Source organism: Streptomyces sp. NPDC057438 (assembly GCF_042802995.1).
GTDB lineage: Bacteria > Actinomycetota > Actinomycetes > Streptomycetales > Streptomycetaceae > Streptomyces.
The window spans coordinates 85,559-99,359 of the sequence record NZ_JBHVDD010000020.1; the positions used below are offsets into that span (position 1 = coordinate 85,559).

The 13,801-nt window shown below is 71.3% G+C and carries 12 protein-coding genes; 8 read left to right on the forward strand and 4 right to left on the reverse strand.

What is annotated here, in order from left to right; all coding sequences use genetic code 11:
- Window positions 1-311 precede the first annotated feature (311 nt).
- The 3 genes from ACFU5F_RS14450 (at window position 312) to ACFU5F_RS14460 (ending at window position 3,454) form a co-directional block, all read left to right on the forward strand.
- A complete protein-coding gene (locus tag ACFU5F_RS14450; RefSeq protein WP_383886757.1) occupies window positions 312-1,376 on the forward strand; it encodes a tetratricopeptide repeat protein in 1,065 nt (354 codons plus the stop codon).
- Window positions 1,373-2,410: a polyprenyl synthetase family protein gene (locus ACFU5F_RS14455; protein ID WP_383886714.1), complete on the forward strand. Its 1,038-nt coding sequence runs from the start codon at window positions 1,373-1,375 to the stop codon at window positions 2,408-2,410. Before ACFU5F_RS14450 ends, ACFU5F_RS14455 begins: the two co-directional genes overlap by 4 nt.
- A 273-nt stretch (window positions 2,411-2,683) precedes the next feature.
- The gene (locus ACFU5F_RS14460) at window positions 2,684-3,454 is read left to right on the forward strand and encodes a methyltransferase domain-containing protein (RefSeq protein ID WP_383886716.1); all 771 of its coding nucleotides are present in this window, start codon (window positions 2,684-2,686) and stop codon (window positions 3,452-3,454) included.
- Window positions 3,455-3,588: 134 nt separating this feature from the next.
- On the opposite strand, the gene ACFU5F_RS14465 is transcribed toward ACFU5F_RS14460, so the two are convergent.
- The gene (locus ACFU5F_RS14465; protein WP_383886718.1) at window positions 3,589-3,948 is read right to left on the reverse strand and encodes a hypothetical protein; all 360 of its coding nucleotides are present in this window, start codon (window positions 3,946-3,948) and stop codon (window positions 3,589-3,591) included.
- A gap of 216 nt (window positions 3,949-4,164) precedes the next feature.
- On the opposite strand from ACFU5F_RS14465, the gene ACFU5F_RS14470 reads away from it, so the two are divergent.
- From ACFU5F_RS14470 to ACFU5F_RS14485, 4 genes are all read left to right on the forward strand, one after another.
- Entirely contained in the window at window positions 4,165-5,496 is a 1,332-nt protein-coding gene (locus ACFU5F_RS14470) for a glucuronoxylanase (RefSeq protein ID WP_383886720.1), read from the forward strand.
- Window positions 5,497-5,742: 246 nt separating this feature from the next.
- A complete protein-coding gene (locus tag ACFU5F_RS14475; protein WP_383886722.1) occupies window positions 5,743-7,659 on the forward strand; it encodes an ABC transporter ATP-binding protein in 1,917 nt (638 codons plus the stop codon).
- 366 nt (window positions 7,660-8,025) lie between these two features.
- The gene (locus ACFU5F_RS14480) at window positions 8,026-8,553 is read left to right on the forward strand and encodes a DinB family protein (RefSeq protein WP_383886724.1); all 528 of its coding nucleotides are present in this window, start codon (window positions 8,026-8,028) and stop codon (window positions 8,551-8,553) included.
- 186 nt (window positions 8,554-8,739) lie between these two features.
- Window positions 8,740-9,621 (forward strand): M23 family metallopeptidase, encoded by an 882-nt coding sequence (locus ACFU5F_RS14485; RefSeq protein WP_383886726.1) that lies wholly within the window; start codon window positions 8,740-8,742, stop codon window positions 9,619-9,621.
- Between the two features lie 16 nt (window positions 9,622-9,637).
- Here ACFU5F_RS14485 and ACFU5F_RS14490 read toward each other — a convergent pair whose 3' ends face one another.
- Both ACFU5F_RS14490 and ACFU5F_RS14495 read right to left on the reverse strand, forming a co-directional pair.
- Window positions 9,638-11,074 (reverse strand): serine/threonine-protein kinase, encoded by a 1,437-nt coding sequence (locus tag ACFU5F_RS14490; RefSeq protein WP_383886728.1) that lies wholly within the window; start codon window positions 11,072-11,074, stop codon window positions 9,638-9,640.
- Window positions 11,062-11,928 (reverse strand): serine/threonine protein kinase, encoded by an 867-nt coding sequence (locus tag ACFU5F_RS14495; protein ID WP_383886730.1) that lies wholly within the window; start codon window positions 11,926-11,928, stop codon window positions 11,062-11,064. Before ACFU5F_RS14495 ends, ACFU5F_RS14490 begins: the two co-directional genes overlap by 13 nt.
- 369 nt (window positions 11,929-12,297) lie before the next feature.
- On the opposite strand from ACFU5F_RS14495, the gene ACFU5F_RS14500 reads away from it, so the two are divergent.
- Window positions 12,298-12,921: a calcium-binding protein gene (locus ACFU5F_RS14500; RefSeq protein WP_383886732.1), complete on the forward strand. Its 624-nt coding sequence runs from the start codon at window positions 12,298-12,300 to the stop codon at window positions 12,919-12,921.
- A 15-nt stretch (window positions 12,922-12,936) separates the two neighbouring features.
- Here ACFU5F_RS14500 and ACFU5F_RS14505 read toward each other — a convergent pair whose 3' ends face one another.
- Entirely contained in the window at window positions 12,937-13,725 is a 789-nt protein-coding gene (locus ACFU5F_RS14505; protein ID WP_383886734.1) for an SDR family oxidoreductase, read from the reverse strand.
- Window positions 13,726-13,801 lie beyond the last annotated feature (76 nt).

Below are 13,801 nucleotides of genomic sequence, written 5' to 3' on the forward strand. Positions count from 1 at the left end.
CTCGGACGGCGAGTGCCGCCCGGGAGTCCGTACCCGCGTCGCGCGGTCCCGAAGTCGACGGTCCGGCTGCCGAGTTGGGGATCGCTGCGTCTCCGAGGTCTGTTCTCCGGATCGGTCCGCAAGGTGATCTGCGCCTCACGGGCAACCTTCGTGGCGCGCACGGCATCTTGATCGGTAACAGAGGAAGCTGAGGCCCCTGGGGCCACCGAGCTCCTCTCCGACCGTCTATACGCATTGTGTATACACGGTGTGTAGAGATCGCATGTATAGACGACCCGCGCTGACGCATGCGACCGGACCGAAAGGCAACCATGTACGGCAAGGCGTTCGCCCCCGAATATCAGGGCGCCCTGACCACCCTGTCCGTGAATTCCTCGCTCACCGAGGTACTGGCCGCCGGCACACGGCAGTTGAGAGAGGCCGAGCACGCCGGGGAGCACGGCGAGGCGGCCCGCTCCGGGCTCGCGGTGGCCGAGGCGCACCGGCGGCTGGGGCAGATCGGCGAGGCCGACCAGGCGTGGAAGGCGAGTTACCGGGCGGCCAGGGCGGCGGGGGACCAGGGGGCGATGGCCTGGGCGCTCTGGAGCGGCGGCACCCTGGCCCGTCAGCGGGGCTCGTTCGCACTGGCCCGGCGGCTGCTCGGTCTCGCGGCCGAAATGGGTGCGAGGGGAGGCGATGTCGTCGTCCGCGGCTACTCCCTCGCGGGGCTGGCCGAGACCGGCAGGATCCAGGGCGACTACGAAGCCGTCGCCCGGCTGCACGAGCAGTTGCTGGCCGAGGCCCGGCGGCGTGGCGAGGCGCGGCACACGGTGTGGGCCCTGGAGGGCATCGCGCAGATCCACCGCCAACGGGGGTCGTTCGACAGCGCGTACGCGCTGTTCGAGGAGGCGGCCGGGATAGCCGCCGGTGCCGACGACCGGCGTGGTCACGCCTGGGCGCTGCGCGGCCTCGCCGACATCGTCTCGGCACGGGACGGGGACGTCGAGCGCGCGCTCGCCCTGCTGTCGGAGGCGGAGACCACCTGTCGGGCGATGCGGCTGTCGAGTGCCCTGGCCTACAACCACAAGATGCGCGGCAACGTCTACTACCGGGCCGGGCGTTACGCCGAGGCGCGGGAGACCTACGAGCTGGCGCTGGGCGAGTTCCGCGAGATGAGCGAGCCACGCGGCCAGGCACTGGCCCGGCTGGGGCTGGCGAAGGCACTCGCCCGGCTCGGCCGCGACCATGAGGAAACAGCTGATGAACTGGCGTCACTGGCAAGGGAGTTGGAGAGGATCGGACTGCGGCACGCCCGGGAGATGGTGGCGCGGGCGCACGACGAACTCGGCATCCGATCCCATCCGCGGGACGGCGTCCGGGTGGAGGCGGCTCGGTGACGACGCTCTCCACGCCCCTGCGGCTGACGGTCGACGCCCCGCTCGTCCTGGAACGCTGCCGCGAGCTGGTGCGGCCCGCGCTGCGCGAGGCGGTCGGCCGGACACACCCCTGGGTGGGCGAGATGGCCGCGTACTCGTTCGGCTGGTGCGAGGTGGGCGGAGCTCCCGCTGCCGCGTCCGGTGGCAAGGGGGTACGGCAGGCACTGGCCGTGCTGGGCGCCGAGGCGGTGGGTGCCCCCGCCCGGGCCGGGGTGCCCGCGGCGGTTGCGGTGGAACTGGTCCACGCCTTCTCGCTGCTGCACGACGACATCATGGACGGCGACACGGACCGCCGTCGTCGCCCGGCGGTCTGGAAGGCGTACGGCACCGGGCCCGCGGTCCTGGCGGGCGACGCCCTGTTCGCGCTCGCCGTCGAGACGCTCGCCACCGCGGACGCGGGTGCGGCCGCGTCACGGACCCTGTCGGCGGCGCTCGGTGACCTGGTGCACGGGCAGGCCGACGACCTGCTGTTCGCCGCGCGCCCCTGGACGGGGCCGGAGCGGGTGCGCCCGGCGGAGTACCGGGCCATGGCCGAACGGAAGACCGGTGCGCTGCTGGGCTGTGCGGCAGCGCTCGGGGCCCTGCTCGGTGGCGGCCCACCGACCGCGGTCGCGGCTCTCGACCGGGCGGGCCGCCGACTCGGCCTGGCGTTCCAGATCGTCGACGACGTGCTGGGCATCTGGGGCGACCCCGAGATCACCGGCAAACCCGTGCACGGCGACCTCCGCGAGCGCAAGAAGACCTTTCCCGTGCTGGCCGCGCTCGACTCGGCGTCCCCCGAAGCGCGGCGCCTGGCCGAGCTGCTGACGTCGGAGGCGGACCCGCGGGAGGCGGCCCTCCTCGTCGAGGCGGCTGGAGGCCGTGCGGCGGCGCTCGTCGAGGCGCGACGTCACGTCGCGGCGGCGGAAGCCGCACTGACGGACCTCTCGCCGCGGAACACGGCCGTCGACGAGCTGCGCGCCCTGTCGGCGTACCTCCTCCGCCGGGACGACTGAGTCACTCCGAGGCATCGGCCATGTCCCGGAACCCTTCCGTCAGGTCTCGGGACAGCCGAGGCAGCGTGACCCGGGGCCTGCCACAGGGCCCTGCCCCGGGGATGGCCTCGCCAACGAGGCCCAGCTCGACAGTGAGGTGCATATCGGTCATACGGTCCTGATGTGGTGTATCGGCCTACAGCAGCCGATGAGTGAATTCGTCATCCCACTGCGCGCCCGCCATCGCACTCCTATGCTGACGCCGAAGGTGGACACGATCTGGGGGGATGCCTGATGAATGCGATAGGCAAGGGTCCGTCAGTAGTGAAGTCCGGTGTCAGGCGGCTCCTGGGGCGCGCCGGATTCGACATCGTGCGCAGCACCGACAATCTGGGTGGCGTCGACGACTTCCTCCCGTTCGAGGCGACGATGCGGGCCGCGCGGGCGTCCGGCAGGTCGATCGGCGACCACATCGACGAGGTCATGAACGGAACGCCCGGCGCCACGCAGAAGACCATCGACGAACTGCGCGCCCGCGGGGTCTTCGCCGGTGACCCGCGCAGGGTGCTGGAGATCGGCCCCGGGTCCGGTCGGTACCTGGAGAAGACGCTCAAGGAGTGCTCGCCGGACCGCTACGAGATCTACGAGACGGCGAAGCCCTGGGCCGACCACCTGGTGGAGACGTTCGGTGTCGTCGCCCAGCCGACCGAGGGAAGCAGTCTCGCCCCGACACCCGACGACAGCGTCGACCTCCTTCAGGCCCACAAGGTCTTCAACACCGTGACCTTCCTCTGCGCCTCCCGCTACTTCCTGGAAATGGCACGCGTGACCAAGCCCGGTGGCCGGATCGTCTTCGACGTCATGACGGAGAACTGCCTGGACCCGGCGGCGGTACGCGCCTGGGCGGCGGAGGGCGGCTCGGGGCACGACTCCTATCCGGCTCCCATGCCGCGCCAGACCTGCGTGGACCTCTTCGAGACCCTCGACTGCACCCTGGAGGCGGGCTTCCTGGCGCCCATGGGCGTCGGGTCCACGGAGGTGCTCGTCTTCGCGAAGAAGGCCTGACCCGCGCGAGGCGTCCGTGTGAAGGCCCGCGGGAGGGAGCCGGTCGTCCGGAGGCGGGCCGCCGTGCCGCGGTCGGCCAGGGCGACCGCGCACTCCGACCGCACCGTCACCGGTGCGGTCGGACCGGCGGCTGCTCAGCTGTCGGAATAGCTGAAGTCGCCCACCGTCCAGGCGCTGACGTCCTCGATCGCCACGCGGTACATCCCCCCTGTCTCCGGAATGCCCACGGTGCCCTGAAGGATCCGGGCGACGTGGAAGTGCAGATGAGTGGGCGCTCCGTCCGCCCTTTCCTGGGCGTCGAACATGGCGGAGAACTCGCCCAGGCGATCGGAATCCCTGAGCACGTCCGACACCCGCTGTCTCCACACCGTCTCGGGAGCCAGTCGACCGGTGATGACGGCACCGCTGGTGATCACGGTCAGGGACATCTGGTAGCTCTTCTTGGACTCGACCAGGGCGGCGACGTCAACGAGCAGCTTGTCAGGCTTCGACATGGCGCAGAGTGTATTCGCCCGTCGGGGAGCGGAGTGGCCCGGCCGCGGGAAGTGCGGCACCTTTCCCCTCCGAGCCTCGGGCGGGCAGGAAGGGCACGCAGCGGCGGCGCGTCGAAAAATGGCTCGATGTTGCGTCGCCAACTACGCGTGGGAGCGCTCCCATGAGTGAGGGGGCGAGAGGGGTTCGAGCCGGGGCGGCTGCCAGGAGGAGAAGACATGACGGAGCGTCGGAACGAGCCCGAGCGTCGGAACGAGCCCGAGTACGGACACCGGGGATCACCGAGCCGCAGGACCGTGCTGGCGGCGGTGGGAGCCCTGCCGATCCTCACCGCCGTCGCGCCGCCGGCCGCCGGGGCCACGAAAGCCGTGGCCGCGACGGCCGTGATCGATCCGGCCGCGCGGCGCCAGACGATCCGCGGCTTCGGCGGCATGACCCACACGGCGTGGATCGGAGACCTCACCACCGCCCAGCGGGACACGGCGTTCGGGGCCGGAGAGGGGCAACTGGGGCTGTCGCTGCTGCGGATTCCCGTCCCCGAGGACCGGGCGGCCTGGAGCCGGGACCTGGCGACGGCGAAACGCGCGGCCCAGCTCGGGGCGGCCGTCATCGCGTCGCCGTGGAATCCGCCCGCGCGCATGGTCGAGACCTTCGTCCGCGGCAGTCAGACCGACGCCCGGCGCCTCAGGTACGACATGTACGGCGCCTACGCCCAGCACCTCAACGACTTCACCACGTACATGCGGGACAACGGCGTGAACCTCTACGGCATATCGGTGCAGAACGAGCCCGACTACGCGCACGACTGGACGTGGTGGACCCCCTCCGAGATGGTCCGGTTCCTGCGGGAGAACGCCGGCGCGATCGGCACCCGGGTCATCGCGCCGGAGTCGTTCCAGTACCTGAAGAACATGTCGGACCCGATCCTCAACGACCCGGCCGCACTCGCCAACCTGGACATCGTCGGCGCACACCTCTACGGCACCTCGTTCTCGAACTTCCCCTACCCCCTGTTCAAGCAGAAGGGCGGGGGCAAGGAGCTCTGGATGACCGAGGTCTACTACCCCAACAGCAGCGACTCGGCGGACCTGTGGCCCCAGGCGCTCGACGTGGGCGAGCACATGCACCGCGCCATGGTGGACGCCGAGTTCCAGGCGTACATCTGGTGGTACATCCGGCGCGGCTACGGTCCCATGCGCGAGGACGGTCGGATCAGCAAGCGCGGCGCCTGCATGGCCCACTTCGCGCGGTTCGTCCGGCCCGGCTACGTACGGATCGACGCGACGCCGAGGCCGACGTCGGACGTGTACGTCTCGGCGTACCGGAGCACCGGCTCCACGGTGGCCGTCGTGGCCGTCGTGGCCGTCAACAAGGGAGCTGCGACGGTGAGTCAGCAGTTCACCCTGACGAGCGGTGCGCCGTCCCGCGTCTCGTCCTGGCTGACCGACGCCGGCAGGAACGTCGCACCCCAGGCCGCGACCGGTGTGTCCAACGGGACCTTCACCGCCACGCTGCCCGCTCGCAGCATGACGACGTTCGTGACGGGCTGACCGCGCGGGAGCGGTGCCGGGTGCGCACCGCGGGCGGGTTCGTGCGGCACCACGGGCGGGTCCGCCCTGCCGGGCCGGACCTGTCCGCGTGTCGCACGCCTCCCGGCTCCCGCCTCCCGCCTCCTGTCGTGGGTGGCGCGCGCACCACGGCGATGGGTGTCCGATTATCGCCGTTCCGCGTTAAATGCCTGGACCGGAAACCTCCCCGGACGGGACACTTCCGACTTCCGAACCTCCGGGAGTGTGATGGGGACAACAGATACGCGAGGGCCGGCGCCGGGCAGGAGCGCGGTCGTTCTCGCGCTGCGCCACTACGGCCGGGAACTGCTGCGACTACGACGACTGGCCCTGCCCGCGCTGCTGTTGCCGGCCGTGGGCAACATCGGCATCCGCTATGTCGCCCCGCTGCTGATCGCCAAGCTGGCGGCACAGGCGGCCGACGACGGTCTCACGCTCGGTTCGGCTCTGCCGTACGTGCTGGGCTTCGGCGTGACGCTGCTGCTCGCCGAGGCCGTGTGGCGCGTCGGGCAGCACTGCCTGAACCGAGTGGACGCCCTCGGCATGGAACACCTGTACGTGAGCGGCATGGACGAACTCCTCGCCAAGGACGCGGCGTTCTTCCACGACAACTTCGCCGGCTCCCTGACCAAGCGCGTCCTCAGCTTCGGCAAGCGCTTCGAGGACTTCGTCGACACGCTGACCTACCGGATCGTGGGCAGTCTCGTCCCGCTGCTGTTCGGTGCCGTGGTGCTGTGGAGCTACGAACCGATGCTCGTCGTCGGCCTCCTGGTGATGATCGCGCTGACCGTGGTGGCCGCGACGCCGCTGATCCGGCGACGGCAGCGGCTCGTCCACGACCGTGAGGCGGCGATCGCCCGGGTTTCCGGCCACGTCGCCGACAGCCTCATGAACATGGAGACCATCCGGGCGTTCGCGGCCGAGCGACGGGAGGCCGACGAACACCGAAGCCGGGTCGCGGACTCCCGGCGGCTGACGCTGAGGTCCTGGGACTACGGCAACCTGCGCGTCGACACCCTGATCGCCCCCATGTCCGTGCTGACCAATGTGCTGGGCCTGGTGGTCGCCATCGCCTTCGGCAGCTCGGGCCAGGGAGTCGAGGAGATCGTGATCGCGTTCACCTACTACTCCAACGCGACCCAGATCATGTTCGAGTTCAACCAGATCTACCGGCGGCTGGAGAGCTCGATGACCGAGGCCGCGCAGTTCACCGAGCTGCTGCTGGATCCGCCCACCGTGCTCGACCCGCCGGAACCCGAACAGCTCGCACCCAAGGACACCGGCATCCGCTTCGACGCGGTGACCTTCGCCCACGCGGGCGCCAAGCCGATCTTCCGGGGCCTCGACCTGGACGTGCCTGCGGGCGCGCGGATCGGCCTGGTCGGCAGGTCGGGCGGCGGCAAGACCACGCTCACCCGACTCCTGCTGCGCATGTCGGACATCGACCAGGGGCGCCTGGCGATCGGCGGTCAGGACATCAGCCGACTGCGTCAGGCCGACCTGCGCTCACTGATCGCCTACGTCCCGCAGGAGCCCGCCATGTTCCACCGCAGCCTGCGGGACAACATCGCCTTCGCCCGGCCGGGCGCCGGCGACGAGGAGGTCCGTGCGGCGGCGGCGGCCGCGCACGTCACGGAGTTCGCCGACCAGCTCCCCGACGGTTTCGCCACGCTGGTGGGGGAGCGAGGGGTGAAGCTCTCGGGCGGCCAGCGCCAGCGTGTCGCCCTCGCCCGCGCGATCCTGCGTGACGCTCCGATCCTGCTGCTCGACGAGGCGACCAGTGCGCTGGACTCGGAGAGCGAACTCCTGGTCCAGGACGCCCTGTGGCGGTTGATGGACGGACGCACGGCCCTCGTGGTGGCCCACCGCCTGAGTACCGTCGCCGGGATGGACCGGCTCGTCGTCCTCGACCGGGGGAGCGTCGTGGAGCAGGGCACCCACGAGGAACTGCTCGCGTCGGAGGGCGCTTACGCCAAACTGTGGCAGCACCAGTCGGGCGGGTTCCTCGGCGAGAGCGCCGAGGAGGCCGACGGGTGCCCGGTCCCGGATACGGGCCACGACAGGCTGCCCGGACCGGCCGACCCGGCCGTGGACGGGGAACCCCGGGCCTGGTCGGACGCGCGTACGAGGACCGGGTCCGTGTGAGCGAGTCGATTCCCGGACATTCTCGGTCGCCGGCAGCGTCCCGTTGATCTGTGTGCCGCGCTCGCCGGACTCCGCGGCGCAGCCGTCGACCCTCCCGTGGGGAGGGCGGGAGGGGCGACGCGGCCCCGCCCGGGCAGGAGCGCGCGGGCGGGGCCAGGTGTGGTGGCCTCCAACGGGGGAATGGAGGCCACCGCCGACACAGCTTTGCACTGGATTCGGCCACGCAACAGAGGTGTGACCGGAATTCGTCGCATCGGGTCCCCTGCTCGATGGCGTCCGGGGCCCCCTGGCCGAGGCGGGCCCGCCGCGTGTTCGTCCCCGGCGAAGACCATGGCGGACGGTGACCGCGGCCGACAGAGTGTGCCCATGACGACGACACCGGACGGACGGCCGATCCCACCCGCGCAGGCCGACGAGCGGGCCATGCTGGAGGCCTGGCTGGACTTTCACCGTGCGACGCTCGCCCTGAAGTGCGCGGGCCTCACGGACGCACAGTCACGCCGCGCCGCGGCAGCACCGTCGGCGATGACGTTGCTGGGTCTCGTCCAGCACCTGGCCGAGGTCGAACGCAACTGGTTTCAGCGCGTCTTCGCAGGTCGGTCGGTGCCGCCGGTGTACGGGCAGGACAACCGTGACGGGTTCGCCCTGCGGCCGGAACTGGGCCTCGCCGAGGCGACGGCCACCTGGCGCGAGCAGATCGCCCGAAGCCGTGAGCTGGTCGCCGACGCGTCGCTGGACGAGGCCGGTCGGCTGCCCGAGCAGGAAGCGGGTCACGTCGGTGACCACGGTGTCTCCCTGCGCTGGATCATGGTGCACATGATCGAGGAGTACGCCCGGCACAACGGCCATGCCGACCTCATACGCGAACAGATCGACGGGGTCACCGGCGCCTGAGGCCTGCCTCCACGGTCGGGGCCGGGGCGGCGCCGGAGGCCATCCGTAACGTGCGGGAGTGTCTTTCCGCGCCGGATGGGACAGCCTGCCGACGGGACGGTCATGTGGACCGGCGTGAGTGAGGAGTGGGGTTCCGTGCGGTTACGACGAGGGAGGGGTCCGGGCCGGGCGGCCACGGTCCTGGGCATGCTCGTGGCGGTATTGACGGCTCTGGCGGCCATGGCCTCGGCGACCTACGCCGCGCCACCGGCCGCGCCCGCGGCACCGGCGGCCAGGCCCGACTTCAAGCTGCCCTTCGCCTGCGGGCAGACCTGGCAGCTGCAGACGTACCGTGGCCATGCGCCCGACGACAAGAAGATCGACATGTACCGGGTGGACGGGAACACCCTCGGTTCCCTGGTGGCCGCGTCCGCGGCCGGCACGGTCACCGAGCGGTTCGACCCGGGCGGCCTGGAGATCAACCACGGCAACGGCTGGTTCACGGTCTATCTGCACATGGACCGCGTCGACGTACAGGTCGGACAGCGGGTGGCCTCCGGGACCACGCTCGGGCGGCTCGGTCTGGAGGGTACGACCTCGGCGCATCTGCACTACGAGCAGCTCTACGACACCAACGGCGACAACAACGGTGAGAACGACGAGATCGTCCACCCGGTGATCCAGGGCACCGAGTACCGGCTGTCGCCGGACGGTGCGTTCCCGCGGGTGACCAGCACCAACGCCTGCGGCGGGAGCGAGCCGTCCAAGTACTGGGTGGACACCTTCGCGGACGGGATCGGCTACGCCGCCGTCGACTGCGTGGGCGACAGCAGGCCCCAGTGCGCGCCCCAGGGCAAGCTCTACAAGGGCACCAACTACGTCCTGTGCAAGAAGAAGGGCGCCAAGTTCCAGGTGGGCAGCGCGTACAACCACTGGTGGCTGCTGACCGATCTCGACGAGGTGGCGCCCGGCGGCAAGGGCCGTGCCTACGTGTCGGCGTACTACCTCGCGCGCTGGGGCAACGACGAGGCGAAGGACAACGACGGCCGTGTGATCCGTGACTGCGGGGCCGACGAAGTACCCAGGTGACCGGTCGGCTGTCGGCTCAGGGACACTCGGGCAGGGCCGGACCGTCCTTGGTACGCACGGCGGGCAGCCAGGCCGTCGGGTCCGGTGCCCCGTCCGGGAGACGGACCCGCAACCACCGGGTCGAGCGTACGCCGGTCTCGTCGCTGACCGGCGTCCCTCGACGCATGTGACAGTCGACAGCGAGTACGTCCCCGTGCCACACCCGGGTCGCCACGACGTTCTCGACGGTGTACGGAAGCGCGGGATCCACGGCCAGGCCGAGGCTGCACGCCGGAAGGCGGTCCTCGGCCCGGTCACGGCACAGCTCCACGACGTTGAACACGGCGACCTTGTCCGCCGGTTCGGAGGCGTGCCGGCCCCCGGACACCCCGCCGCCGGAGGTGTACGCCCAGCCGGCGACTGCCACGACTGCCGCCCCGCACAACGCGGCGGCCAGGGCGAGACCGAGCAGCGGCTTCGGCCGGCCACCGGATGCCGGGACGGGCGCCGTCCGCATCCGGGCGAGCAGGCTCTCGGCGGTGTGGACGGCTCGCTCGGCATGTGTCGGGGCCAGGCAGTCGGCGGCCAGTTCGCGCCAGTGGGGCGGGACGGCGCTGTCCAGCCGCAGCGGCGCGCGCCCCTCGGCGTACTCCTGGGCCGCTGCCCCGCGCGCCATCGGGGTGGCTCCGGGGAACGGTGAGGCACCCCCGGTGAACATCTGGTGGATCATGATGCCGAGGGCCCAGATGTCGTTGCTGGGCCGTACCCGCACGCCGCGCTCGCCCAGCGGGGCGCGCCAGCGCTCGGGGGGCAGATAGTCAGGGGTGCCCAGGGGCGGCATGTAGCCGTGGGTGCCGTCCAGTTCCACGGCGAGACCGAAGTCGGAGAGCCGGACCGAACCGTCGGCCATGATCAGGACGTTGTCGGGTTTGAGGTCTCCGTGCACCCAGCCGGTGCCGTGCAGATGGGCCAGTCCCTCGCAGATCTCGGTGAGGAGCCGCGCACGCTCGGCCTCCGCCGGCCCCGGCCCGTCCCGTTCGAGGAGCCGGCGCAGACTGTGCTCGGCCCGTTCCATGACCAGGACGACGGATCCGTCGAGAACGGGGTCGCCGGGTTCGCTGAGGACGATCGAGTCGAGCATCCGGATCAGCCGTGGATGGCGGGTCCGGCGCCCGATCTCGGTCTCGCGCCGGGCGGTCTCCATGAGGACGCGCGCCTGACGCGGGGCCAGCCCGGCGGTGGGCAGGAACTTGAGCGCGACGACCCGCCCGTGCTCCTTCTCCGGCCCCTGCCCTGCTTGTCCTTGTCCCCGTCCTTCTCCGGACCGGGCGTCCGGCACCGAGTCCTCGGGGATCGTGCAGCGACCCTCGTAGACGGTCCCCCAGCCTCCACTCGCGATCCGTTCGCCGACCTCCCAGTTCCCGACCCGGTAGCCGGGCGCGGGCCGCTCCAGGGACGCGCTCACGTCGCGCACGCCCGCGCCCCGAGGCTCCCCGCCGTTCGTGGAGGCAGCAGGGCGAGGTGTTCCTCGTGGACCAGACCGAATCGGAGCGCGAGCCCGACGATCGCCTCACGCTTGCCGTTGCGGCGGGCACCCTGTCCCGGTTCGATGGCGGCGGGGACGTCCAGCCGGAGTTTCTCCTCGGCGAGGTAGGCGATGTGGGAGCTGACGGCGCGGGCGGTGAGTCCGCCGTACTCCGGACAGGTCCTGAGCCGTTCGACGACCTGGGGCGTGGTCGGAACGGCGACCGCCGACTCGTCGCGCAGCCGGGGTTCGCAGAGCGCGACCAGGACCAGGAAGTAGGTGGCCGTCTCGTCCAGGGAGTAGGCGGTGAGGGTCTGTGTTCCCCACGGGCCGCCCGCGTGCTGCGCCCGGTCCGGATCGAGGTACGCGTGATCCGGCGCGAACACCTGGAAGCTCACCGTCGACTCCCGGGCGGGCAGGACCACCCGGGCGAACTCGAACGGAATGGGCGCCCCCACCCGGCGCGGCGGGACGCGCAGATACTCTCCCGCCCCTTCCGGGTTCTCCACCAGGTAGCTGTGGGCGGCGCTGAAGTTGCTCAACTGCCAGTGATCCTCGGTCACCCGGATCTCGCCCGCGAGCCGGGAGACCGCCGGATCACCGAGCCGCAGTTCGACGGGAGCGTCGGCCGAACCGCGCCCGAACCGTGCCACGCCACCCGGCCCCAGCCGCAGGGTCACGGGCCCCGCCCGGTGTTCCGCCCGGCCCCCGCGCGTGGTGCGGCCGCCGGTCCCCGCCGAGGGGGCGTCACCGCTCCCGTCGCTCTCCCTGCCGTGCGGAAGGTGGATCACTACGCCGCTCATGCCCGGGCCCCCGTTGCTGTCATCTCTCCTCCGTCGGTGCCGTACTCCGTGAACACCACGTGGTCAGCATGGAGTTCACTCCGTCCCTGCGCTGTCCCGGCCCGTCGCTGACAACGTTTGCCATGAGCGGTGCTCCCCTGCGCGTGTCACGCGGGACGTGGGTCAGTCGTGGTCACTGGTTCATACGCGTCACAGAGCGCCGTGGTTGCACGGGAGCGCTGCCTCCCGCGCAACAGGTGCCCCGGCACGGGCCGTCCATAGTTGGGGGCCGGGCCCCCATGTGACCGGGGCGCGCGACGAGCAGGCTGAGGCGGATCGCCGCCGCCCGACCGAGCGGCCGGCGAAGCACACCTCGACAACAGGAGCAGCATGGGAACGTCGACCCGCAAGGGGTTGCAGGCGGCGGCGACAGCGGCGGCGGTGGGCGCGGCGGTTCTGCTGCCGGCGGGACAGGCTCACGCCGCGACGGGCGTCACCGCGAACTTCGCGTTCATCTACGTGACGGCCGCGGACGGCAAGGCGAACCACATCACCATCAGTCCGTCGGGCGGCACCGTCGTCATCTCCGACGAGAGCGACACGATCACCGCCGGCGCGGGGTGCACCCAGCGGACCCCCCACTCCGTGTCCTGCGCGACCGGTGTCCGGGCCCTGTCCGTCGACACGGGGGATCTCGACGACACGGTGACCCTGGAGACCACCCGAACACGCGCCTACCTCTACGGGAAGGAGGGTGACGACACCTTCGACGCGCTGTCCAGCGACGTCCGTGTCGTCATGGAAGGAGACGCGGGTGACGACGCGCTGTACGGCGGGGACGGCGCCGACGAACTGTGGGGCGGCGCGGGCTCCGACATCATGACGGGCGGCGCGGGCAACGACCGCCTCGCCGCCCAGGAGGGTATCCGGGGCAACGACCACTCCGACGGCCAGGACGGCAGCGACGTCTGCCTCGGGGATCCCGGCGACAGCGAAGTCTCCTGCGACGACTGACGGGGAACCGCCCGGTCAGCCGGCGAAACCGCCGTCGCTCACCAACAGTTGACCGTTGATCCACTGTCCCTGCGGTGAGCACAGGAATTCCACGAGGTGCGCGGTGTCCTGCGGGCTGCCCAGGCGTCCCAGTGGCGTCTGGCACAGGACGTGCTCCCGGATGCCGTCGGACATCCAACCCGTGTCCACCGGGCCCGGGTTGATGACATTGGCGGTGATCCCGAGGTGGGAGAGCTCACGGGCGGCCGCCAGCGTGATGCGGTCGAGTGCGCCCTTGCTCGCGCCGTAGGGCAGGTTGCCGACCGTGTGGTCGCTGGTCAGGCTGATGACACGGCCGGTTCCCGGAGTGCCCTGGAAGCGGCGGCCGTACTCGCGGATCAGCAGCCAGCCGGCTCGCGCGTTGACCGCGAAGTGTCGGTCGAAGCTCTCGAGCGTGGTGTCGAGCAGGCCGGAGTCGACCGACTCGCAGTGGCACATCACCAGGGCGGTGACACCGCCGAGGTGACGCTCGGTCGCGTCGAAGACCCGCGCCGCCGCCTCCGGGTCGGCGAGGTCCGCCTCCACCGCCAGAGTCTCGGCACCCCGTTCGGCCAACGCCTCGGCGACGGCGTCGGCCGCGCCGGCCTCGGCGCCCCAGGCCATGCGGGCGTCGTACGGCGTCCAGTAGGTGAAGGCCACGTTCCACCCGGCCTCGGCCAGCCGGACAGCGACGCCCGCGCCGATGCCGACGGTTCGGCCGACGCCGGTCACCAGGGCGACGGGGCGTGCGGCATCGCTGGGTGGTGTCTGTCCATGGGCTGTCACGAAGAACCATCGTTCGGCCCCCGTCGGGGGCCTGGCAACTCAATTCCGGCGGCGCGGTGCCCCAGGGTGCGGTGAA